This is a genomic window from Enterococcus sp. DIV1059_2 (assembly GCF_051713685.1).
Lineage (GTDB): Bacteria > Bacillota > Bacilli > Lactobacillales > Enterococcaceae > Enterococcus_D > Enterococcus_D casseliflavus.
The window spans coordinates 1817230-1839972 of the sequence record NZ_JBIOQK010000001.1 but is presented as its reverse complement, the minus strand read 5'-3'; the positions used below and the strand labels follow the sequence as shown (position 1 = coordinate 1839972).

Sequence of the window (22743 nt, the reverse complement as noted above, 5' to 3'; positions counted from 1 at the left end):
CCTTAAAGGCAATTGATTCTCTTGTTATCAATTTTAGACCTTTGCCTGTAAAATGTCTTGCAATAAAACGAAAAAACCAACCATTTGTCCTGAACAGTACGACAACATAAAGTCGGGTTCAAAAGGACGAATGATTGGTTACGATCGACAAAAGCTATTTTCCTGATACAGCAAAATAATTGCCATCCGGATCGGCAAAATTGAAAACCAGTTGTTCTTCCATCTGAATCAATTCACCCACTTCTGCTTCCATCTCTAAAAGCTTCTTATAAAGTATCGTAATATCTTCTGCAAAAAACATGATCGATGGGGAATTCAAAGCGACTTCAGGTGAATGTGTTTCGATAAACTCACGGTCATATAAGACAAAATGTGCCTCCGCCTCTTTTGATGGCGCGATTTCAACGACGGATGTTCCATCAACGGTTTGTTGTTCAATGATCACAAACCCTACTTCTTGCCAAAACTCAACTGCTTTGGTCACATCGTCGACGTATAGCATCACTTGCATTTGATTGGAAAACAATGGGCATCCCTCCTATTTCTCGTTATTCGTCTGCTTCCTTCGCTTCTTGCGCAGCGTTCGAATTGGTATTAAAGTTCAATTGTAAACCTGGTTTGTCGGTCACGATCTCTGTCACTTCATAAGTCAAGCGTTTGACGATATCAAACAAGGGCTCAACCAAGCGATCAGTTTCGGCTTTCGTCAAATCCTCTCCAGAATTGACTTTGCGATTCAAAATATGATTGACTTGTCCGACACGTCCTGACAAAACGTAATCAGGGAACACCAATTGGAATTCTAAGCGGGCACCAATAATACTGTTTTTTTCCATATATTCTTCATCTTTGACTTTTAACGGCGCAAAGCCGACATTCAATTTTGTTTCCATTTCTTTGTCTTTCGGTTTCATATCAAAATGATATGCTTCAACGATCGGTTGTTGTCTTTTTAATTCCACTAGATTCACACTCCTTACCTAAAAGTATAGCATAACCTTTTCTTTGAGCCTACTGTATTCTTTAGACAATAAAAAAAACGGCAAGTGCCGTTTTAATTTGCTTCTTTTAGTGTTGCTAGGTAGTCCAATGCATCTTGAACATTGGTGATCGGAACGATTTTCATGTCTGTGTCTAACTTCTTCGCTGCTGCCACTGCCTCTTCGTAATTCGTTTTAATGGAAGGATCTATTTCACGCTCTTCGTCAGTGATTTCATCGTCCGGAGCAAAAAAGATTTCTGCTCCACTTTCGCTGGCACTCGCTACTTTTTTGTCAATCCCACCGATTCGACCAACCGTCCCATCAGCTGAGATCGTTCCGGTTCCAGCAATATTATGGCCTTTACGCAAGTTATCTCCAGTTAGCTGTTCATAGATTTCAAGGGTGAACATCAACCCAGCTGAAGGCCCACCGATATTGCCAGAATCGATCACGATCTCTTCATCAGAAGTGATCTCTGTATGATCGACGAGTGAGATACCGATACCTGCTTTTTGATTGCTTTCCAGTTCAATTAATTTGCCTGTTGCTTCTTTTTCTTCACCATCTTGCAAGTAAGTTACGGTGATCTCATCACCAATGGTTTGACTTTGTACATAGTCGATAAAGTCTTGGCTACTTTTAAATTCTTTGCCATTGACAGCGGTGACGGTATCTCCAACGGATATTTTCCCCGCAAAACTGGAATTTGGATCGATCCCCATGACATAGACCCCTTTATAGGTCATTTCATAAGGCAAGTCTGCCAGCTTTAATGCTTGCTCAATCGCACTATTTTGCGAGGATTCCATATAATAGCGCTGGATGCGATTGTACTCCTCATCTGTCGCACCGCCTAAAAGTTCTTCCTCACTGATCAAGTCTTGAAATTCATTGAATTTTGTTCCAATCGCCGTAAACACGGTAGCCTGTCGAATCCCGACACTGGTTAAAGAAAAGGAGCCAGCTGAGGTGTCTTCTTTTTGATTGACGGTAATCAATTCTTTTAAATCGATCGTTGCACCAGGTTGCTCGATATAATAAGGAATCGGCAAAAAGGCACAGGCTGCGATGATCAGTGCTAAAACAAACAAGAGAACATATTTGATCGTTGATTTAAGATTCATTGGTATCACGCTTCTTTACTATAGCATCGTAGATATTTTGTGGTAAATATTCCGCAACATCGCCGTTAAAGGTTAAGATTTCTTTCAACAAACTGGAGCTGATGAAACTATGCTTTGCATCTGCTAAAAGAAAGACGGTCTCCAGGGAAGGTTCTAAGTGATGATTCATTTCCATGATGTCCCGCTCATACTCATAATCTTTCACACTGCGAATGCCTCTAAGCAGAAACTGTGCGCCTAGTTTTTTCGCGATCGTGACCGTCAGCTCCGTTTCTTGCGCCAGAATCTTGACGTTTGGAATATGAGCGAGGGCTTCTTCAATTAGATGAACTTTTTCTTCACTTGTAAAAAAACTTTTTTTATTGGTATTTGTAAAAACACCCACGATCAGTTCATCAAAAAGCGTTGCGCCTCGCTCAATCAGATCCACATGACCTGACGTCAGCGGATCAAAACTTCCTGGAAATAAAGCAATCTTTTTCATGTTATCCCTCATTTCTATAGATCGTCACCGCAGATATGCCATAGGTTTGGGCGCGCATCAAATGCAAAGAACCAATCTTTTCTGGCAAGACGATGGACTTATCTGTTTCGCAAACCACATAAGCAAACGGACGAATCAATTCATCCTTCAGCATAGCTTCTAGCTGTTGCAGGATCTCTTGCTTTGCGTAAGGTGGATCTAAAAATAGATAGTCAAAGCTTTGTCCCTCAGCTGCAAACTGGCGTAAGGCTTGATTGGCATCCATTTTTAGTACCGTGAACTTTTCTGGTTCTTTGGTTATTGCAATATTTTCACGGATCACTTTGATAGCTGGAAAACTACGGTCGACACAAACGGCATGCTCCGCACCACGAGAGACCGCTTCGATCGCTAAGCCCCCGCTCCCACTAAACAGATCCAGTACAACTCCTCCATCTAAATATTGCCCTAACATGTTAAAGATCGCCCCTTTTACTTTGTCTGTGGTGGGGCGAGTGTTATCTCCAGCAAGACTTTTTAATCTGCGGCCACCATATTCTCCGGCTACTACACGCATGCGTTTTTCCCTCCAAGATCTTCGTAAATACAAATATAGCACTGTTTCTATAAATAGCAATAAAAAAATGGCGGTGACTCAAGGCACCCCCACTTTTCTATTACACGTTTTCTGCCAATCGAATCATCGTATTTTTTTCTTCGATATCAAACCCTTCATCTTTCACTGGATAGGCTGCTGATGTACCAATTTTTTCAGCAAAATCCATTTCGACATCTGGTCGATAGGAAGCTTCAACTTGTCGAACAAAGTGAAACTGCTCGATTTTTGTTTTTTTGCTTTCGTATTCTTCTTCGTTCAAATACATGACCACGTATTTCATTTTGCGTGACACATAATGAACGAAGCCAAAACGACGCAAATTTTTTAGTTGACGTAGGCTGTAGACCCATACGATCAATCCTCGACGCTTCTGCATCGTAAAAGGCGTTTTATCCTCGTGCATGACAATTTCCTCCACAACTTGATTTTGATTGAAAAAAAGGACTTCCAGCATCCACTTTGACAGTTGGTGAAAAACACGTAGAAATCGCTACGGTCAGTTCATCCAGCAAACGCTGCAGCTGCGTTTCACTCCAGCGGTACTCGCTCACTTGCTCATTGAGATCCAGCTGTCGCTTAGCTGTGCGCATCGCACGCTTTTTCTCTTTGAAATCAGGGGCATATGCGCCGTACGCTTCAATTCTTTCAAAATCCAGCTTTTTTTCTAAAAACGTTCGCATCAATTCCTGAGCAACAGGATCTTGATGCATGGTTTGTTTCGCTATTTGATAGTTTCTACACGTTTCACTCGCTTTGATTGCCGTTACAAGTGAATCGATTTGATCTTCAATCTCAAAAAAGGATTCATCGTAAATCATCTGATGTACTATCCTCGGTCCCTTCTACATCTTCTTGCACTAAGACTACCATATTTGCTTCAGAAAAAGCAATTCCTATCTTTTCTGATTGTTCATGGGTCAAACGTTCAGTAAATCTTGGGTTACTGAACCAAGATAAAATAGTAAAGGTTGGATCATAGACAGGCGCTTCAAAAATCGAAGCAGAAGCCTCTAACTCCTTCGCTGCTAATAACTCCTGCCACTCATCGTTCGTCAAAACAAAATTACTCGTTTTTTCCGAAGAAAGAGCACGTTGATAGGAATGGATGCGTTGAGAGGTCAAATGATCCGATAGATTATTCGTCAAATCCGCTAAAAGTCCGACAGCATCTTGATGCGTCTGGGTATCTTGTACAAAGCTTTCCAAACCGATTTGATTACGAAGCTTATCAATAATGACAAAGGCTAACGTCTCTTTTTCAAGATCAGCTTGTGCTTGGTCAATCGTTTGCGAAACTTGAAACAGCGGTCGTTCTCCTTCTGTCAAGGGATAGGGCGCTAACTTAAGCAGGGTCGTCTGATCCAAATAAGTGATCGCCTGCAGTTGAGCCGTCTCTTGATCAAAGAATAAAACAGCAAATGTCCCATTATCAAACGCTACTAAGGGTCGGTAGTTCATATCTTCTTCCATCAATTCAAAACTGATGGTGCGATCATTTTGTGTCAAGGTAAAATTTGGATAAATCATGGTCAGCTCAGTCAAGTCAGTCAAGGTCATGCCCATTGCAAAGGGCGCTAGGGAAGATCCCCCGGCGCCGATCACTTTGATTGCCTGCACACTCTCACCATCAGTATTGATCTCAACATATTGCTGATCGTCTAATTGATTGTAGACCCGAATTTCAAACTCGTAGCCCGAGCGATACGTTTGAACTGGAAGCCCGTAGATTTCTTCAAAATCAGAAACAGGCTCCCCAATCAATTCAGCTAATCCTTGGGCTGCGATTGGTTCATAATTCATGGTCGTTGGTGCTTTGATTGGGTTCTCGATCGTCATTCTTGAATCTGAAGCGTTTTGCATGAATACTGGCTGCAAATACACGATTATCAGGGCTAGGACAAATAAGCCGCAAAATAATAATCCCCTTCGCTTCATCTGCTGATCGACTCCTTATTTTTCTTTGACTTCAATCAGAAGGTCTCCTGACTGGATTGGTTCCCCATCGGTTACGTAAACATGCTCAACTACACCAGAAAAGCGAGCTTCGACGGAAGTTTCCATCTTCATCGCTTCAGTGACCATCAGCGTCTGTCCACGTGCTACTCGGTCACCTTTTTTGACTAATACTTCTAAAACTGAACCACTCATGGAGGCACCGATTTGTTCTTTGTTCGTTGGCTCTGCTTTGCGTTTTGTTTGAACAGAACTGATGATCGAACTATCTTTCACAACGATTTCTCGTCGTTGACCGTTCAAGTTAAAGAAGAGGGTCCGATTGCCTTCGATATCTGGTTCACCGATTTCATCGAGACGAATGATCAAAATTTTGCCTTTTTCTAATTCGACATTGATCGTTTCGCCTAAACGCATACCATTAAAGAAGGTTGGTGTATCAAGGACTTTTACATCGGCAAACTGCTCATACGCTTTTCGATAATCAAGGAAGACTTGCGGATACATCAAGTAGCTCAAGACTTCTTCGTGTTTTGGTTCATAGCCGATTTTTTCAGCTAGTTCTTGTTTCACTTCAGCAAAATCAACTGGTTTGGCAAAGGCTCCTGGACGTTCCGTAAAGGCTGGGCGTCCTTTTAAGATAATGCGTTGCAATTCTTTCGGGAAACCACCGACTGGCTGACCTAACTCGCCTTGGAAGAAGGTGATCACTGATTCTGGGAAACTCAATGTATCGCCTTTTTCAAAAATATCTTTTTCTGACAAGCCATTTTGTACCATGAAGAGCGCCATATCGCCCACGACTTTCGAAGAAGGTGTCACTTTCACGATGTCTCCAAACATCATATTGACTTCATGATACATTTCTTTGATTTCATCCCATTTTTCGCCTAAACCAACGGCTTTGGCTTGTTGCTGGAGATTGGTATATTGTCCTCCTGGCATCTCATGCTTGTACACTTCCGTTTGAGGGGCGTTCAAGCCATTTTCAAAGGAATGATAGTACATGCGGACATCTTCCCAATAGTGATTCAATTGTTGGATATTATCCACATTGATCTCTGGGCAACGCTCGCCGTTTAAAAGAGCATAATACAAACTACTCATACTTGGCTGACTCGTTGCGCCACTGATAGCTGACATAGCGACATCCACGATATCAACGCCAGCTTTGGTAGCTGCTGAGTAAGTGATAATCCCATTCCCGCTGGTATCATGCGTGTGCAGATGGATCGGTACATCGATCGTATCTTTTAACTCACTGATCAAACGATAAGCCGCTTGCGGTTTTAATAATCCAGCCATATCCTTGATCGCAATAATATGGGCACCAAGATTTTGCAATTCTTTTGCCATATCTTTGTAATATTGTACCGAATATTTTTGGCGGGATGGATCATTGATATCCCCTGTATAACAAATCGTCGCTTCTGCAATTTTCCCCGTATCACGAACAGCTTGGATACTTTTCTCCATTTGTGGGACCCAGTTCAAACTATCAAAGATTCGGAATACATCGATTCCTTGTGCCGCAGATTCTTTGATGAATTCTTCCAAAACATTGTCTGGATAATTGGAATACCCGACAGCGTTGGAGCCTCTAAACAACATTTGTAAGAGTGTATTCGGCATTTTTTTCCTGAACATCCGCAATCTTTCCCATGGATCTTCTGTTAAGAAACGGTACGCAACGTCAAAGGTTGCCCCACCCCACATTTCACTTGAGAACAATTGTGATAGGCCAGCTTCCGTCATCGCGGCAATTTTCTTAAAGTCATGGGTTCTTACACGAGTTGCCAACAAACTTTGATGGGCATCTCGGAAGGTTGTATCCGTCAGTAAGACATTCTTTTGTTGACCGATCCATTCAACGACACCCTCGGCACCTTTCGTATCTAAAATATTTTTGGCGCTGACAAAATCAGGCGTTGCTTGGATGTGTTGTGGCATCCGTGGTTCATTGTAGAAAGGTTTCTTTTGTTTTTCGATTCCCGGGAATCCATTGATCGTGATTTCACCGATATACTTCATGGTTTTGTTTCCACGGTCACGAATCCGAGGGAAATTGAATAATTCCGGCGTATTGTCGATAAAGGTGGTTTTGGCTTCCCCTGAACGAAAGGCTGGATGAGAAACAACATTACGCATAAAGAGAATGTTTGTTTTTACACCACGTACTCGGAATTCTTTCAGACAGCGCATCATTTTTTGAATTGCTTGGTCGAACGAAGCAGCATGCGTACAGACTTTTACTAGTAGCGAGTCGAAATAAGGGGTTACCACTGCACCAGCATAAGCATTTCCGACATCTAAACGAACCCCAAACCCACCCGGAGAGCGGTAGGTATCGATCTTACCAGTATCTGGCATAAAATTATTCGCTGGATCTTCTGTCGTCACGCGACATTGGATCGCAACACCCTCAAAGCGAATGTCTTTTTGTTCAGGAATTCCGATTTCTTTATGCAAGTCTTTGCCTTGTGCAATCAAAATTTGTGTCGTCACGATGTCTAAATTAGTGATCATTTCAGTGATCGTATGTTCCACTTGGACCCGTGGGTTTACTTCGATAAAGTAGAATTTGTCGCCCTCTACTAAAAATTCCACGGTTCCAGCATTGATATACCCGACATGCTTCATTAGTTGAACGGCTGCTTGGCATATTTTTTCCCGTTGTTCATCAGTCATTGACACACAAGGTGCCACCTCGACTACTTTTTGGTGGCGGCGCTGAACCGAGCAATCACGTTCAAATAAGTGAACGACGTTTCCGTGCGTATCTCCTAAAATTTGGACTTCAATATGTTTTGGATTACTAATGTATTTTTCAACGTAGACTTCATCGCTACCAAATGCCGCTTTGGCTTCACTTTTGGCACGTTCGTAGCCGTCTCTTGCTTCTTTTTCATCATGAGCGACACGCATGCCTCGCCCACCGCCCCCAAGGGCTGCTTTGATCATGATTGGATAATCATGTTCGTTTGCAAAAGCTAAAACGTCATCGATCGATGCAACTGGACCGTCAGAGCCAGGAATTGATTGAATTCCGGCCTCGATCGCTGCTGCTTTTGCTTTGATCTTGTCGCCAAAAATATCTAAATGATGGGTGGATGGTCCGATGAAAATCAAACCTTCTTCTTCACAGCGTTGAGCAAATCCCAGATTTTCTGATAAAAAGCCGTATCCAGGATGGATTCCTTCGGCACCGGCTTTTTTCGCCGTGCGAATGATATCTTCAATGTCTAAATACGCATCGATCGGACGTTTGCCTTTCCCCACTAAATACGCTTCGTCTGCTTTAAAGCGATGGACGGAGTATTCATCCTCCGCAGCATAAATTCCGACAGTTTTGATCCCAAGTTCCGCACATGCGCGGAAGACACGGATCGCGATTTCTCCACGATTGGCAACAAGAATTTTCTTCATCTAATCCACTCCATTCAATTGATCAATAATTCAAATAAACCTGTTTCCTCTTTTCTTCGGCACTGATATTTAACACAAAACCGATACAAATCGATAGCATCAGCAAGCTTGATCCACCTTGACTTAGAAATGGGAAAGTGATTCCCGTCAATGGGATCAAACCAGTGATTCCACCTAAATTGATAAAAATCTGAGACATAAATAATGTCCCTATACCTATACACATCATGGAATTAAAGGGATCTCTTGAACGAATACCGACAAGAAAGATCCGTCCCACCATATAGAACAAAACACCTAAAATGATGATCGATGGAATCAGCCCTAATTCTTCCATAACGATCGAAAATATATAATCGGTGTGCGCTTCGTTTAAGAAGCCACGTTTTTGGATACTATTTCCAAGCCCGCGCCCGAACAGCCCACCGTTGAACATTGCGTAATACCCATTAACCATTTGATGACCTGTATTGTATTCATCAGCAAACGGGTTCAAAAAAGATGAAAAACGACTATAGACATAGTCGGGTAAAAGCTTACCACCGGTTAGATTCACAAACAAGACGATCAACATACTACCGATAATACCTGCCACACCTAATATTAAGGTATAAAGGTAATTCAATCCGCTAGACAATAACACGACAAATGCCAGCAACATAACGATTACAGCATTCCCTAAGTCGGGATAAAGTGCCATGATCCCGGTGTAGACAAAAACGATTCCGATTGGACGCCAAACCGTTTTCCAAAATTCTTGTTGGATACCTTTTTGACGATAAGATAGCGTCACCGATAAAAACCAAATCACAATAAACTTTAAATACTCTGCTGGTTGAATAGAAAAGCCAGCAATCGATAACCAACCGAGTGCCCCATTTCTTCTTGGGAAAAAAAAGGCAGCGATCAATAAAAACAAGATGACGATCATGGCGATCTGGACAAATTTTTTGTTCCGAAAAACATCCGTTTTCATTTTATACATGACAGTGATCGCTATTAGGCTCACCAACCAAAATAATGTTTGATTGATGACGTAAGAAGCAGCTGTGGTCGGTTGTGTGGCGGTCATCGCAACGTAAGATGTGGAACTATAAACCATCATCAAGCCCGTGACACACATAACAATATATGGTAATAAAATACTATAATCTAATAAATGTCTTTTCTTTACTTTCTCTGGCAAGTTTATGCCTCCTTGCCGATGTCAGGTGTCCGCTGGTCCTCGTAGACCTCGCTATACAATTGGTTCAAATCTTTTTCAAGATCCGCCATCAATTGCTGCCCTGTTTGATTATCAACGATCCCCAAGCGGATCGCAAATGCCACTTGTCGTGATAGACCATACATCTGGGTATCAACCACTTCTTCAAATGCTTTGCATTGTGCGATACATAAACTATTTTCTTGGTTTCGGATCAGCTTTTTGATTCGTTCTGCGTCATCTCTCAGCAGATCAAGCGCTTTTGTAGAATCGATTTGCTCCATTCCGGTCCCCCCATTTCTTCGTTTCACCATTATAGCATATTCTTATTCGCTTTTGCATCCATAGATTGGATAGAAATACGGAAATAACGAACTTTAATGAGCATATATTCGAAAAGTTCGCTTTTTGATGATTATCATTCGTGTTTTGGAAATTTTATTCGTTTTATTTATATGATCCGCGCCCGATCTCGTGAAACAAAGGCAGATCGTGAAACACTTTATAAAAAACGTCCTTTACTAAAATTTAAGAAAAGCTATTCTATCAAGTATTCGAAAAAAAATCGGTGCCTGCTTTTCCACAATTACGTTTTAAAAAAAGAACAGGTCCAAAAGTCCCTGTTCTTTCAACTCGCATGAAAAGAAAAATCGTTTACTTTGTTTCATCGCCGATCTTGCCATCCCCATTGATGTCCTCATCGGAAAGACGTTCGACTTCTTTAATAAAACCTTCGCTCATCTCTTGATAATTTTGCTCACCAACGACCGCATCGTCAGGGATTTGATCGACATTTGCAAAAAACTCAATATGATTGTGTAGGTTTTCAAAGCGCATAGGAGCATCTCCGCCGTATTCGCCATCAAGGTTGATCATTAAACGATTGACCTGTTCTGGTGCGTCTACTTCAAGAAAAGATGTTTTCGTATAAATCAGACGACGATCGTTGATGTGTTTTCCACCATTCATCATTAAAGCAACTAAGTGGACGATCTCAAAAATATTGGCCGTTTTGACAATGATCAACGAAAATTTCCCATCGTCAAGCTTTGCATCAGGCGCAATCTGTTCAAAGCCCCCCACTGAATTCGTCAGCCCTAAAAAGAACATCGACGCTCCGCCAATGTATTCTCCGTCTTCATACTTTAGATGCATTTTGATTGGTTTGACACGAGGGAGTAATTCCGCTCCTTTTGCTAGATAAGCTAAGTAGCCAAAAACACTTTTCAGTTCAGAAGGAACATCGTAGGTCAATTCCGTTAAGTGCCCACCAGCAGCAATGTTGATAAAATACGTGTTGGGTGTTTTTCCGACATCCATTTTCACTGTCTGCTGCTTCAAAATCACTTCCGCAGCTGCTTTGATATCCGTACGGGGAATCTTTAGCGCTCGTGCGTAGTCATTGGTCGTGCCTCCAGGAATGATCGCCATTTTTGGTCGCTTTTCTAAAGGAGCGATCCCATTGACGACTTCATTGATCGTGCCATCCCCACCGGCAGCTACCACCAAATCAAAACCAGCTTCGCCGGCTCTTCTTGCTTCATCACGAGCGGAAAATGGCGCAGCGGTCGTGGCAAATGCACTCGCCTCATAACCGCCAGTTTCCAAAACATCTAAAATATCTGCTAAGTTTTTTCGAATCAATTCTTTCCCAGATGTCGGGTTGTAGATTACTCTTGCTCTTTTCATCGCTTGCCTCTTATCGCTTTGCTAGTTCTTCTTGCAACAGCTTGTTCACAACGCCTGGATTCGCTTGTCCTTTGGTTGCTTTCATGATTTGACCAACTAAGAAACCGACTGCGCGGTCTTTTCCGTTTTTGAAGTCATCGACGGATTGTTGGTTATTATCTAATACTTCATTGATCATTGGTAGTAATTGCGCAGGATCTGATAATTGGATCAATCCTTTGGCTTTTACGACTTCTTCAGCGTAGCCGCCGTTTGTGATCAATTCTTTGAAGACTTTTTTCGCAATCTTCGAACTGATCGTGCCATCGGCAATCAAACGAATCATTCCCGCTAAATTGTCTGGGGTTAATTTCGTTTCTGGCAGTTCCAATTTCTCGCTGTTCAGATACGCTGAAACTTCACCCATCAACCAGTTAGAAGCTTGTTTAGGATCAGCACCAGCATCGATGGTTTTTTCAAAGAAATCGGACATTTCTTTTGATAAAGTCAAGACCATTGCATCATATTCTGGTAAGCCCAATTCAGAGATGTAACGGGCACGACGTTTTTGCGGCATTTCTGGCAAGCTTTGACGTACACGTTCGATCCATTCATCATCGATCACAAACCGTGGGATATCTGGTTCTGGGAAGTAACGATAATCAGAAGAACCTTCTTTGACACGCATCAATAAGGTTTTGCTGGTTGCTTCATCAAAACGTCGAGTTTCTTGTTGGATCTCGCCTCCAGAAAGCAATACTTTGGCTTGGCGTTTTTCTTCAAATGCCAACCCTTTTTTCACGAAGGACATAGAGTTTAAGTTTTTCAGTTCTGTTTTTGTTCCGAATTGTTCTTGGCCGTAAGGTCGCAACGAAATATTCGCATCACAACGCATGGAACCTTCTTCCATCTTCACATCGGATACTTCTGTAAACAAGATGATTGAACGCAACGCTTCTAGATACGCATATGCTTCTTCTGGTGAACGCATATCCGCTTCGGAAACGATCTCGATCAAAGGGGTTCCTTGACGATTTAGATCAACATAAGAATAACCGCCTTTGCCGTGCATGTTTTTCCCAGCATCTTCTTCCAAATGAACTCGCTCGATGCGAATCTTTTTCTTTTTGCCTTCCACTTCGATCTCGATCCACCCATCATGACCGATCGGTTGATCGAATTGCGAAATTTGATACGCTTTTGGATTGTCGGGATAGAAATAGTTTTTGCGGTCGAAATGCGTTTCTTTTGAGATTTCACAATTCAGCGCAAGCGCAGCTTTCATCCCAAATTCGATAGCCGCTTTGTTCATTACTGGTAAAACACCTGGATAGCCCCAGTCGATCACATTCGTGTTGCTATTTGGTTCAGCGCCAAAGTGAGCAGGTGCTGGAGAAAAAATCTTTGATTCTGTTTTTAATTCTACGTGGACTTCAAGCCCAATGACTGTTTCGAAGTTCATGCCTTATCCCCTCCTAAAATCACTGGTTTTTTCGTGTGGAAATCAGTTGCTTGTTCAAAGGCATAAGCCGCTTTATACATGGTTGCTTCATCAAAATGTTTCCCAATGATCTGCAAGCCGACTGGCAGTCCTTCAGAAAAACCTGCTGGGATCGACATCCCTGGCAGTCCTGCTAAGTTCACAGGAATGGTTAAAATATCATTCAAGTACATGGTGATCGGATCATTGATGTTTTCTCCAATACCAAATGCTACCGTTGGGGAAGCTGGGCCAATGATCAAGTCGTATTGGCTGAAGACCTTATCGAAATCTTGTTTGATCAACGTCCGTACTTGACCGGCTTTTTTGAAGTAGGCATCGTAGTAGCCAGCACTTAGTGAAAACGTACCTAACATGATCCGGCGTTTTACTTCTTCCCCGAATCCTTCACTGCGAGAATTGACATAGACATCTTCTAGATTGCTGACATTTTCTGAACGGAAACCATAACGAATACCGTCAAAACGTTGCAAATTAGAACTTGCTTCAGAAGAAGCGATGATATAGTAAACGGCTACCCCGTATTTTGAGTGTGGCAAGCTGACTTCTTCCACAGTCGCTCCTAACTCACGGAAAGTGTCCGCTGCTTTTAAGATTGCTTCTCGAACGCCTGCTTGGATCCCTTCACCTAAGTATTCTTTTGGCAAAGCGACTTTCATACCTTTGATATCACCCGTCAAACCTGCTGTAAAATCAGGAACAGCAGCGCCTGCTGACGTACTATCTCTCGCATCAAACCCACTGATGGCATTTAATGCAAAGGCATTGTCTTTCACACCACGCGTCATCGGACCAATTTGATCTAAAGATGATGCAAACGCGATCAGACCAAAACGAGAAACCCGTCCGTAGGTTGGCTTCATCCCGACGATTCCATTGAAAGCTGCTGGTTGACGAATCGAACCACCCGTATCGCTACCTAATGATAGGGGGACTTGTCCAGCTGCAACGGCAGCCGCCGAGCCACCTGATGAACCACCAGGTACTTTTGTTTCGTCCCAAGCGTTTTTCGTTTTCTTAAAGAACGATGTTTCGGTACTTGCGCCCATGGCAAATTCATCCATATTTAACTTACCAACTGGAATCATGTCTGCTTGATAAACTTTGTCCATAACGGTCGCATCGTAAATTGGATCAAAATTACCTAAGATTTTAGAAGCAGCTGTTGTCCGCAAATCTTTGGTAACGATGTTGTCTTTGATTCCGATTGGAATTCCCGCCAACACATTGCTTTCAGTGATGCCTTTTTGATCGATGGCTTGTGCCAATTCCTGCGCTTTTTCTTCATTCAACGCTAGAAACGCATCGACTTTCGGCTCTGTTTCTTTAATGCGAGCAAAGGTTTCGCTCGTTAAGTCTGTTGCAGTAATTTCCTTTGACACTAATAAGCTGTGTAATTCTTCTAAGCTTTTTTTATATAATTCAGTCATTAGGCACCCGCCTCCCCATTATCAATGATTGCAGGCACTTTGATAAAGCCTTCTTCGGATTCTGGAACATTTTTCATTAATTCATCACGGTCCCAGCCGCCGGTCGTTACATCTTCACGCATCACGTTAATCGTTTCTGCGACATTCGATGTGAATGGTACTCCTGTGGTGTCCACTTCTTCAAGTGTTTCAACCATATCAATAATTTTCCCTAGCTGAGAGGTAAACTCATGTAATTCATCGTCTGAGAATGAAAGTTTTGCTAGTTTGGCAACGTGTTTGACTTGTTCTTCGCTGATCGCCATAAAATCCTCCTCTTTCTCGTATCCGTAATCTACGTTTACGTTTTTCCAATGTATTGTATCATTTTTTTAACAAATCATGAAATAGAATTTGAAAATTATCAAATATAATTGTAAATAAAAGCAGAAATCATTTCTTTCCTCGTAGTGCAGGGAAGAAATGATTTCAATTAGACAAGAAAAAACAACTGCTTCTCGTCTGTGACAATGCTTAAAGGTTATTGATCTGCCGAATGACTGCCTTCGATCGCAGCCACCATTTGAGCTTCATCCCAAACGGTGACACCTAGGGATTGTGCTTTGGTCAGTTTGCTGCCTGCCTCTTCCCCAGCAACAACGATATCGGTCTTTTTCGATACACTCCCTGTTACCTTCCCACCGAGATTTTCAATTCGTTCCTTGGCTTCTTCACGAGTGAAGTGACTTAATTTTCCTGTTAAAACGACGGTTTTCTCTTTAAATGGTGATTCGACGTCTTCCAACTGTTCATTTCTAAGCCCCAAATAAGCAAAGTTGACACCCGCTCTTTCAAGTTCATCTAACAGGTCGTGAACTTCTTGATTGTCAAAATACGTGACGACACTTTCAGCAATCGTTGCGCCGATAGCTTCTAGCGAAATGATTTCTTCTTCCTTGGCTTTGCTGAGCGCCCGCAGATCACCGAAATGTTCTGCTAAAATCCGAGCCGCTTTCGCACCGACATGACGGATGCCTAGCCCAAAAATCAAACGTTCAACCGAATTTCCTTTACTTTGATGAATCGCCCGCAACAGGTTATTGGCTGATTTCTCTTTGATTTTATCAAGGGTCAACAATTGTTCTTCTGTTAAAAAGTACAAGTCGGCCACATCTTTAACTAAGGATTTATCGAACATTTGCTCTAAAACACGGGGCCCTAAACCGTCAATGTTCATAGCATTCCGTGAAACGAAATGGCTGAGTCCTTCTTTGATCTGTGCTGGACACTTTGGATTGATACAACGCAAGGCAACTTCTTCATCTAAATGGATCAGCTCACTCCCACATTCGGGACAATGTGTAGGCGATTCAAAGGGTTGACTTGCTTCTGTGCGTTTTTCTTCCAAGACTTTCGCAACCTCTGGAATAATGTCCCCCGCCTTATAGATGATGACCGAATCGCCAATGCGGATGTCTTTCATTTTAATGAAATCTACATTATGGAGACTGGCACGGCTGACCGTCGTTCCAGCAACACGAACAGGTGTCATAACAGCGGTCGGTGTCACAACACCCGTCCGTCCCACGGTCCATTCGATCGTTTCGATCACTGTTTCCGCTTCTTCCGGTGGAAACTTATATGCCGCCGCCCATCGGGGTGCTTTTACGGTAAAGCCTAGCGCATCTTGATCTTTGAAATTATTGACTTTGATGACTACGCCGTCAATCTCATAGGGAAGCTCACTGCGCTTGTCATGAAACTCTTCGATATATGCCCAAACCTCATCGATGGTGTGACACACTCTGCGTTCGTGATTTGTACGAAAGCCTAATTGATCCAGTTCATTCAATGCTGAAAATTGATCATCGGCTTCAATTGGTCCAAAGTCAGCTAGTGTGTACAAGAAGGTGCTTAAGTTTCTTTGGGCTGCGATCCGTGTGTCTAATTGTCGCAAGCTTCCAGCCGCTGCGTTTCTAGGATTGGCAAAAACTTCCGCCCCTTCTTCTTCTCGCTGTTGATTCAATTTCAAAAACGAAGCCTTTGGCATATAGCATTCGCCACGAACTTCCAACGAGATCGGTTCTTTTAATTTCAGTGGAATCGATTTGACGGTCTTTAGGTTTTCTGTAATGTTTTCACCTACCGTACCATCTCCTCGAGTTGCTCCACGAACAAAGCGCCCTTCTTCATATTTCAAGGAAATTGACAATCCATCGATCTTTAACTCGCAGACATAATCTACCGCTTTCCCCAGTGCTTTTTGAACACGGGCATCAAAAGCCACGATTCCTTCTTTGTCAAAGACATCGTTCAGGCTATACAGCGGAATATCATGCGTGACCTTTTCAAAGCCAGGTAAAATGATACCGCCTACTCGTTGGGTGGGTGAGTCTTCGGTTACTAGCTGCGGATAATTGGTTTCAATTTCAACCAGTTCTGCATATAGCTGATCATAGAGATAATCTTCCACGGAAGGCTGATCTTTTACATAGTATTCGTAAGCATACTTATTTAATTGTGTGCGCAGCTCTTCTGCTCGTGATTGGATTTCTTTTGAAGGGACATCCATCCTAATATCCTCCTTATTTTTCAACTTTTTCAATCGGCGCAAAGGCCGCCAACAATCGTTTGACGCCTTGTTGTGGGAACGCCACATCTAATTCAACATCTTGCGCGCTGCCAGTCGTCCGAACGACGGTACCGATTCCCCATTTTTTATGTTGAACTTTCTCGCCTACTTGCCAAGTATTACCAGCTGCAGAAGTCTGTTGTTTAGAAGCGACGGTCGTTTGACGCGGTTGTGTATAGCTCGGTTTGAACACTTTTGGTTGAAACGGTGCAGCAGCTTTCGGCTGTGAACGCTCGCCTAATGATTGCAGCAGATCTTGTTCGATCTCTTCGATAAACCGAGACGGACGATTGTATTGGGTCCGACCGTATAATGTTCTGGAAAAAGCGTTGGTCATAAAGAGCTCTTCCTCGGCACGAGTGATTCCCACGTAAGCAAGGCGCCGTTCTTCTTCGAGCTCGCTTTCTTCCATTAAGGCACGAGAAAGCGGGAAGATATTTTCTTCCAACCCGATCAAAAATACCACCGGAAACTCTAGTCCTTTTGCAGCATGCAAGGTCATCAAAGTCACTTGACTACTTTCTTCTTCATAACTATCGACGTCTGACAATAAAGCTAAGTCATTTAAGAAAACACTCAACTTCTCATCTGGTGCATCTGCATCGTCTTCATTTTGCGCCTCAAATCGTTTGTCGAATTCTTGGGTAACCGATAAAAATTCTTCCAAGTTTTCAAGTCTAGCTTGTGCTTCTAAATTATTCTGGTTGACTAACTCTTGACGATAACCCGTTTTTTCTAATATTTCTTTCGTCAGTTCGGTTACTGATAGGTAAGGAACCATCTGGGCGAAGCCATCCATCATCATCCCAAAGCTCCCTAATTCTTTGCCAGCCTTTCCAGAAATATTCGCTAACTCGACATTCATGGCTGCTTCTAACAATGACCATTCATGAAGATTCGCAAACGCTCGTAGTTTCTCGACGGATGTCGCACCGATCCCACGTTTTGGTACATTGATGATACGCTCTAAGCTGATGGAATCTCGCGGATTGGCGATCGCCGATAAATAGGCCAAAATATCACGGATTTCTTTGCGGTCATAGAATTTTCTGCCGCCGACCATCGTATAAGGAACGTTGGCCTTTAAAAGCATTTCTTCAATGATCCGTGACTGGGCATTGGTCCGATACAATATCGCAAAATCACCGAATTTACGGTTCTTTTCTGCAATTTGTTTTTGCATTTCACTGACGATAAATCGCGCTTCATCTCGTTCACTATCCCCGCGATAATAAGTGATCTTTTCCCCATCATGATTTTCTGTCCATAGATTTTTATCTGGACGGTTGCGGTTATTTTTGATTACTTGGTTTGCCGCATTTAAAATCGTTTGCGTTGAACGATAGTTTTGCTCTAACAAAATCGTTGCGGCATCTGGATAGTCCTTTTCAAAGTCTAAAATATTTTGCATGTTGGCACCACGCCAACCGTAAATACTTTGGTCCGCATCCCCAACAACACAAAGATTTCGAAAACGAGCGGCCAATAAATTGACCAGCGTGTATTGGGCGTGGTTGGTATCTTGGTATTCGTCGACATGGATATAGTGGAATTTCCGTTGATAAAATTGCAGCGCATCTTCATTGTCTTGGAAGAGGCGGATCGTATTCATGATTAAATCATCGAAGTCCATGCATTGATTGTTTCGCAGCTCTTTTTGATATTTTTCATAGCAACGACCTACGATCTGCTCAAATAGACTACCTTCCATGGCTTGGTAAGCTTCAGGTGTCAACAGCTCGTTCTTTGCATGAGAGATCGTTCCCAAAATAGAACGAGGATCATATTTTTTGGGATCGATATTCAATTCTTTTAATACCCGTTTCATCAGTGTATTTTGCTCAGAAGAGTCAATGATGGTAAAATTCTTCGAATAGCCGATACGATCAACATCCCTGCGCAAGATTCTGACACACATCGAGTGGAAGGTTGAAACCCAAACGTCTTCTCCACCTGATCCTAAAAGTTGACTGACCCGTTCCTTCATTTCACGTGCCGCTTTATTCGTAAATGTGATGGCTAAAATATTCCATGGATTTACATTTTTTTCTTCTATTAAATAGGCGATTCGGTGGGTTAGGACACGGGTCTTCCCGCTTCCTGCACCTGCCATCAGCAGCAACGGTCCTTCCGTATGCATAACGGCTTCTTTTTGCCGTGGGTTCATGCGTTCAAGTAATTCACTTTTGGATGACATGATTTTAAACATCCTTTCTTTCTCAATCTTCTCAATTATAGCATTATCCGGGAAAGTGGAAAACCGAACGCTTTGAAAACTTTTAATTAAAAGCGCTTTGATTTTTTCCCTTACGATTCATGCGATTTTTCAAGAGAAAGCAGGCTTGGTTTGTTTACATAATAAAAAGGCTGTAAACCTACCAGCCTTTTTATTCGTTTGAAGATTTTGGTTAACTAAAGTACTTCTCTACTAGTTTTTCATTTACATAAATCGAGACTTGCCCATCATTGACCGGGAAAACACCTTTTCCGGTATCATCTAAAACAACTTTCGCTTCATTGTTTCTCAATATATCCACGAATGTCTCTCCACCATGGATCGCACTGATAGTCATTTCTTTTTCCGCTCCTTGGGCATTGGTCATCACGACCGCTAATCCAGAAAGCTCATGTTCATAATCGCCAGTTAATACCCAGCCAATGCAATTAGGATCATCGAAATAATCGACTTGATTCCCGAATGCAAGCTTCTCCCGAAGTTTCAGCATATGGACCAGCGCATCCCCGACAGGGGCGATTTCTTGCGCGGGAATCCCAAATAAATCCCCCCAGAAAACTACTGGTACGCCAGCTTTACGTAAAAGGATCAATGAATAGGCATGGACTTTGAACCATCCGTCTATCCAAGATTGTAAACTTTGCCCAACCTGCGTGTCATGATTATCCACAAAAGTCACTGCGTAATCTTCGCGAGCGGCGGTCAACGTACCTGCAAAAATTTGGCTCATATCGTATTCGCCATTTGAGTGAGATGCTTCATATAAATTGTAGTGCAATGGCACATCAAATAAATAAATCAAATTTCCTGAAGAATCTAAATACTCTTCTAATTTTGGCAGATCCCCTGACCAATATTCTCCGACAACAAATAGTGGTTTGCCTTTTTCCTCGCGTCGGTTTAAGATCCAATCCGCGTAATAGTTGAACTCAATGTGTTTGACCGCATCTAGTCGATACCCGTCAACGCCGGTCAGTTCTTGGTACCATTGGCCCCATTTATTGAGTTGTTCCACTGTTTCGGGATTTTCCATGTCCAAATCACAACCCATTAAGTAGTCGTAATTGCCCATCTCATCATCCACTTGGTTTTCCCAGCCCTTGTCAGCGAAGTTAAAAATCCCGTGGTCTTTGTTGCGGTCATCATAATCGACACCAGAAAAATTATGCCACGTCCAAACGTAATCATTGTACGTCCCCTGACGTCCTGGGAATGTGAACTTGGTCCAAGCTTCGATTTCTTCCTCATCACTGATCGGTTCATTACGGTTTTCGGTATTGTATTTAACCGCTGGAACGACTTCTTTTTCATCGGCACCAATCAAGTGATTGAAAACGATGTCGGCATAAACCTCTATTCCTTGTTCTTGCAGTGCTTTGATGGCTTCTAGGTATTCATCCTTTGTCCCATATTTTGTTGGCACCGACCCCTTTTGATCGAATTCGCCTAGATCATAATAATCATAGACACCATACCCAACGTCTTCGGACCCAGCTGTCCCTTTATAGGCAGGCGGCAGCCAAATTGCGGTAAATCCATACTCTTTGATTTCTTTACTCATTTCTTTCAATTTGTTCCAGTGCTGGCTATCTGCCGGCAGGTCCCATTCGAACCCTTGTAAAATGACTTTGTTATTCATTTATTTATCCCCCCTTAGTTCAATTAAGCCAAATAATAGTAAAAATTGTCAAATATAAGGATAGCTATTAAATCAAAATGACGGTTATCATGACCGTTTATGACCGATTCCATTTATTCACGCTTTCATTTTGAATGTTTTTTACTGTTTATGATTGATTTTGAACGAATCATATGGTATCATGGCAGGTGAAGAGGTGATGAAAATGCTTACAGAGGAGCGTCATCAAGCGATTTTGGCACGATTGGAACAAGAAGAGATCGTCAAGGTCAGTGAACTGATTCAACTGTTAGATGCTTCAGAATCAACGATCCGTCGAGACCTGCAAGAGTTGGAAGACAAAGGATTTTTAGTCAGAATTCACGGTGGAGCCAAGAAAAGTCAGCAATTAGGCTTCGAACCAAACATGTCAGAAAAAACGGCGAAGTTTCAAACGGAAAAGCAAAAGATAGCAAGAGCAGCTGCCCAGACGATCAAAAATGGTGAAGTCATTTACTTAGATGCTGGAACAACGACCCTCGAAATGATTCCTTTCCTATCGGCTATCACAGGCCTTAAGGTGGTCACAAACTCCGTCAAACACGCTTCCCTATTGATCGATCACGGGATCGACACCATGATTTTAGGGGGAACCATTAAGATATCGACGAACGCTGTGTTAGGGATCAATGCTGGTGAACAACTGCGAAAACTACGCTTTAATCGTTGCTTTATGGGCATGAACGGGGCTCATTCTGAGGCTGGATTCACAACACCTGATCCTGAAGAAGCCCTGATCAAGCAGATCGCTTTAGAGCACAGCCAACAAGCCTATGTCTTGCTAGACCATTCCAAATTTCAGCAAACGACTTTTGCTCAAGTTGCCTTTATCGAAGGTGCGACGATCATCACCGATTATTGCCCAAAAAACTATTTAGCGAAATTCAGAGCAAAAACAACCATTATGGAGGTAATACAATGATTTACACAGTAACACTCAATCCATCGATCGACTTTATCGTCCATGTCGATCATTTGGAAATCGGCGCCCTTAATCGAATGAAACAAGACTTTAAACTACCTGGCGGCAAAGGAATCAATGTCTCACGGATTTTGAAACGCATCGACATCGCCTCGACTGCCCTTGGTTTCGTTGGCGGATTTACTGGTCGTTTTATTGAAGAGTGGCTGACCAAAGAGGAAATCAACAGCAACTTTACCCAAGTCGCTGCGGACACACGAATCAATATCAAACTAAAATCCGGCGAAGAAACAGAAATCAACGGTCTTGGTCCAGTCATTCGCCAGCAAGAAATTGCTGAATTGAAACACCAATTAGCCACTCTTTCTGCCGAAGACATCGTCATCCTATCAGGAAGTAAACCAGCTGGTCTTCCAACCGACTTTTATAAAGAATTGATCAAAATCGTTAAAGAAGCGGGTGCGGAATTTGTCATTGATACGACCGGCGCGGAACTTTTTGATGCTTTATCCGATCAGCCTTTGCTGATCAAACCAAATAATCATGAATTAGCCGAACTTTATGAAACTTCTTTTTCAACAATCGAAGATATTTTGCCTTATGGTCAAAGAATGCTAAAGGATGGCGCTAAAAATGTCATTGTCTCTCTAGGCGGCGATGGCGCCCTGCTCTTTACTGGCAATGAGATCTATCGATCCAATGTGTTGAAACGACCTTTGAAAAATTCAGTCGGCGCTGGAGATTCCATGATTGCTGGATTCATTGGGCGTTATGCAAAGACCAAAGATGTGGTTGAAGCATTCAAATGGGGAGTCGCTTGTGGCAGTGCCACTGCGTTTTCAGATGATTTAGCTGAGGCGTCATTTATCGAAGAATTACTACCGGAAGTCATAATTGAACAAGTGAATCTATAGGAGGATGGAAA

Annotated in this window: 20 protein-coding genes; 2 read left to right on the top strand and 18 right to left on the bottom strand. The window is 42.5% G+C overall.

Going from position 1 to position 22743, the window contains the following annotated elements; all coding sequences use genetic code 11:
- Positions 1 to 154: 154 nt before the first annotated feature.
- The 18 genes from IGI72_RS08515 to IGI72_RS08430 form a co-directional block, all read right to left on the bottom strand.
- Positions 155 to 526 (bottom strand): VOC family protein, encoded by a 372-nt coding sequence (locus IGI72_RS08515; protein WP_428214410.1) that lies wholly within the window; start codon positions 524 to 526, stop codon positions 155 to 157.
- A gap of 22 nt (positions 527 to 548) precedes the next feature.
- On the bottom strand, positions 549 to 962 hold the full coding sequence (locus IGI72_RS08510; RefSeq protein ID WP_005225990.1) for a DUF1149 family protein: 414 nt from the start codon (positions 960 to 962) through the stop codon (positions 549 to 551).
- A gap of 92 nt (positions 963 to 1054) precedes the next feature.
- Positions 1055 to 2107: a SepM family pheromone-processing serine protease gene (locus IGI72_RS08505; RefSeq protein ID WP_428214411.1), complete on the bottom strand. Its 1053-nt coding sequence runs from the start codon at positions 2105 to 2107 to the stop codon at positions 1055 to 1057.
- Positions 2097 to 2591: a pantetheine-phosphate adenylyltransferase gene (gene coaD, locus IGI72_RS08500; protein ID WP_005231326.1), complete on the bottom strand. Its 495-nt coding sequence runs from the start codon at positions 2589 to 2591 to the stop codon at positions 2097 to 2099. Before coaD ends, IGI72_RS08505 begins: the two co-directional genes overlap by 11 nt.
- Before the next feature lies 1 nt (position 2592).
- A complete protein-coding gene (gene rsmD, locus IGI72_RS08495; protein ID WP_005225987.1) occupies positions 2593 to 3147 on the bottom strand; it encodes a 16S rRNA (guanine(966)-N(2))-methyltransferase RsmD in 555 nt (184 codons plus the stop codon).
- Positions 3148 to 3247: 100 nt separating this feature from the next.
- Positions 3248 to 3592: a YlbG family protein gene (locus tag IGI72_RS08490; RefSeq protein WP_005225986.1), complete on the bottom strand. Its 345-nt coding sequence runs from the start codon at positions 3590 to 3592 to the stop codon at positions 3248 to 3250.
- Positions 3579 to 4007: a YlbF family regulator gene (locus tag IGI72_RS08485; protein WP_438753841.1), complete on the bottom strand. Its 429-nt coding sequence runs from the start codon at positions 4005 to 4007 to the stop codon at positions 3579 to 3581. Before IGI72_RS08485 ends, IGI72_RS08490 begins: the two co-directional genes overlap by 14 nt.
- A complete protein-coding gene (locus tag IGI72_RS08480) occupies positions 3994 to 5124 on the bottom strand; it encodes a CAP-associated domain-containing protein (protein WP_015509623.1) in 1131 nt (376 codons plus the stop codon). The genes IGI72_RS08485 and IGI72_RS08480 overlap by 14 nt, the downstream gene beginning before the upstream one ends.
- Before the next feature lie 15 nt (positions 5125 to 5139).
- Positions 5140 to 8568: a pyruvate carboxylase gene (locus IGI72_RS08475; protein WP_428214413.1), complete on the bottom strand. Its 3429-nt coding sequence runs from the start codon at positions 8566 to 8568 to the stop codon at positions 5140 to 5142.
- A 22-nt stretch (positions 8569 to 8590) separates the two neighbouring features.
- Positions 8591 to 9754, bottom strand: coding sequence for an FtsW/RodA/SpoVE family cell cycle protein (locus IGI72_RS08470; RefSeq protein ID WP_005225982.1), 1164 nt, complete (start codon positions 9752 to 9754; stop codon positions 8591 to 8593).
- 2 nt (positions 9755 to 9756) lie between these two features.
- Positions 9757 to 10056: a YlaN family protein gene (locus IGI72_RS08465; protein WP_010748186.1), complete on the bottom strand. Its 300-nt coding sequence runs from the start codon at positions 10054 to 10056 to the stop codon at positions 9757 to 9759.
- A 370-nt stretch (positions 10057 to 10426) separates the two neighbouring features.
- Positions 10427 to 11461, bottom strand: coding sequence for a diacylglycerol kinase (locus tag IGI72_RS08460; protein WP_010748185.1), 1035 nt, complete (start codon positions 11459 to 11461; stop codon positions 10427 to 10429).
- Positions 11462 to 11471: 10 nt separating this feature from the next.
- Complete coding sequence (gene gatB / locus IGI72_RS08455; RefSeq protein WP_438753839.1) at positions 11472 to 12902, bottom strand: Asp-tRNA(Asn)/Glu-tRNA(Gln) amidotransferase subunit GatB; 1431 nt, start codon at positions 12900 to 12902, stop codon at positions 11472 to 11474.
- On the bottom strand, positions 12899 to 14371 hold the full coding sequence (gatA, locus tag IGI72_RS08450; RefSeq protein WP_428214414.1) for an Asp-tRNA(Asn)/Glu-tRNA(Gln) amidotransferase subunit GatA: 1473 nt from the start codon (positions 14369 to 14371) through the stop codon (positions 12899 to 12901). Before gatA ends, gatB begins: the two co-directional genes overlap by 4 nt.
- Positions 14371 to 14676: an Asp-tRNA(Asn)/Glu-tRNA(Gln) amidotransferase subunit GatC gene (gene gatC, locus IGI72_RS08445; protein ID WP_005225977.1), complete on the bottom strand. Its 306-nt coding sequence runs from the start codon at positions 14674 to 14676 to the stop codon at positions 14371 to 14373. The genes gatA and gatC overlap by 1 nt, the downstream gene beginning before the upstream one ends.
- Before the next feature lie 215 nt (positions 14677 to 14891).
- Positions 14892 to 16922, bottom strand: coding sequence for an NAD-dependent DNA ligase LigA (ligA, locus tag IGI72_RS08440; RefSeq protein WP_438753837.1), 2031 nt, complete (start codon positions 16920 to 16922; stop codon positions 14892 to 14894).
- Between the two features lie 13 nt (positions 16923 to 16935).
- Positions 16936 to 19179, bottom strand: coding sequence for a DNA helicase PcrA (gene pcrA / locus IGI72_RS08435; RefSeq protein WP_005225975.1), 2244 nt, complete (start codon positions 19177 to 19179; stop codon positions 16936 to 16938).
- Positions 19180 to 19390: 211 nt separating this feature from the next.
- Positions 19391 to 20857, bottom strand: a complete 1467-nt coding sequence (locus IGI72_RS08430; RefSeq protein WP_015509620.1) for an alpha-amylase — start codon at positions 20855 to 20857, stop codon at positions 19391 to 19393.
- Positions 20858 to 21062: 205 nt separating this feature from the next.
- Between IGI72_RS08430 and IGI72_RS08425 the strand changes: the two genes are divergently transcribed.
- Both IGI72_RS08425 and pfkB read left to right on the top strand, forming a co-directional pair.
- Positions 21063 to 21818: a DeoR/GlpR family DNA-binding transcription regulator gene (locus tag IGI72_RS08425; RefSeq protein ID WP_005225973.1), complete on the top strand. Its 756-nt coding sequence runs from the start codon at positions 21063 to 21065 to the stop codon at positions 21816 to 21818.
- Positions 21815 to 22732, top strand: coding sequence for a 1-phosphofructokinase (gene pfkB / locus IGI72_RS08420; protein ID WP_428214417.1), 918 nt, complete (start codon positions 21815 to 21817; stop codon positions 22730 to 22732). The genes IGI72_RS08425 and pfkB overlap by 4 nt, the downstream gene beginning before the upstream one ends.
- Positions 22733 to 22743: the final 11 nt, after the last annotated feature.

What these genes read in the sequence shown, in the direction of transcription:
- IGI72_RS08505 (WP_428214411.1), bottom strand. Translation starts at nt 2,107, where the DNA reads ATGAATCTTAAATCAACGATCAAATATGTTCTCTTGTTTGTTTTAGCA.
- coaD (WP_005231326.1), bottom strand. Translation starts at nt 2,591, where the DNA reads ATGAAAAAGATTGCTTTATTTCCAGGAAGTTTTGATCCGCTGACGTCA.
- rsmD (WP_005225987.1), bottom strand. Translation starts at nt 3,147, where the DNA reads ATGCGTGTAGTAGCCGGAGAATATGGTGGCCGCAGATTAAAAAGTCTT.
- IGI72_RS08490 (WP_005225986.1), bottom strand. Translation starts at nt 3,592, where the DNA reads ATGCACGAGGATAAAACGCCTTTTACGATGCAGAAGCGTCGAGGATTG.
- IGI72_RS08485 (WP_438753841.1), bottom strand. Translation starts at nt 4,007, where the DNA reads ATGATTTACGATGAATCCTTTTTTGAGATTGAAGATCAAATCGATTCA.
- IGI72_RS08480 (WP_015509623.1), bottom strand. Translation starts at nt 5,124, where the DNA reads ATGAAGCGAAGGGGATTATTATTTTGCGGCTTATTTGTCCTAGCCCTG.
- IGI72_RS08475 (WP_428214413.1), bottom strand. Translation starts at nt 8,568, where the DNA reads ATGAAGAAAATTCTTGTTGCCAATCGTGGAGAAATCGCGATCCGTGTC.
- IGI72_RS08465 (WP_010748186.1), bottom strand. Translation starts at nt 10,056, where the DNA reads ATGGAGCAAATCGATTCTACAAAAGCGCTTGATCTGCTGAGAGATGAC.
- IGI72_RS08460 (WP_010748185.1), bottom strand. Translation starts at nt 11,461, where the DNA reads ATGAAAAGAGCAAGAGTAATCTACAACCCGACATCTGGGAAAGAATTG.
- gatB (WP_438753839.1), bottom strand. Translation starts at nt 12,902, where the DNA reads ATGAACTTCGAAACAGTCATTGGGCTTGAAGTCCACGTAGAATTAAAA.
- gatA (WP_428214414.1), bottom strand. Translation starts at nt 14,371, where the DNA reads ATGACTGAATTATATAAAAAAAGCTTAGAAGAATTACACAGCTTATTA.
- gatC (WP_005225977.1), bottom strand. Translation starts at nt 14,676, where the DNA reads ATGGCGATCAGCGAAGAACAAGTCAAACACGTTGCCAAACTAGCAAAA.
- ligA (WP_438753837.1), bottom strand. Translation starts at nt 16,922, where the DNA reads ATGGATGTCCCTTCAAAAGAAATCCAATCACGAGCAGAAGAGCTGCGC.
- pcrA (WP_005225975.1), bottom strand. Translation starts at nt 19,179, where the DNA reads ATGTCATCCAAAAGTGAATTACTTGAACGCATGAACCCACGGCAAAAA.
- IGI72_RS08430 (WP_015509620.1), bottom strand. Translation starts at nt 20,857, where the DNA reads ATGAATAACAAAGTCATTTTACAAGGGTTCGAATGGGACCTGCCGGCA.
- IGI72_RS08425 (WP_005225973.1), top strand. Translation starts at nt 21,063, where the DNA reads ATGCTTACAGAGGAGCGTCATCAAGCGATTTTGGCACGATTGGAACAA.
- pfkB (WP_428214417.1), top strand. Translation starts at nt 21,815, where the DNA reads ATGATTTACACAGTAACACTCAATCCATCGATCGACTTTATCGTCCAT.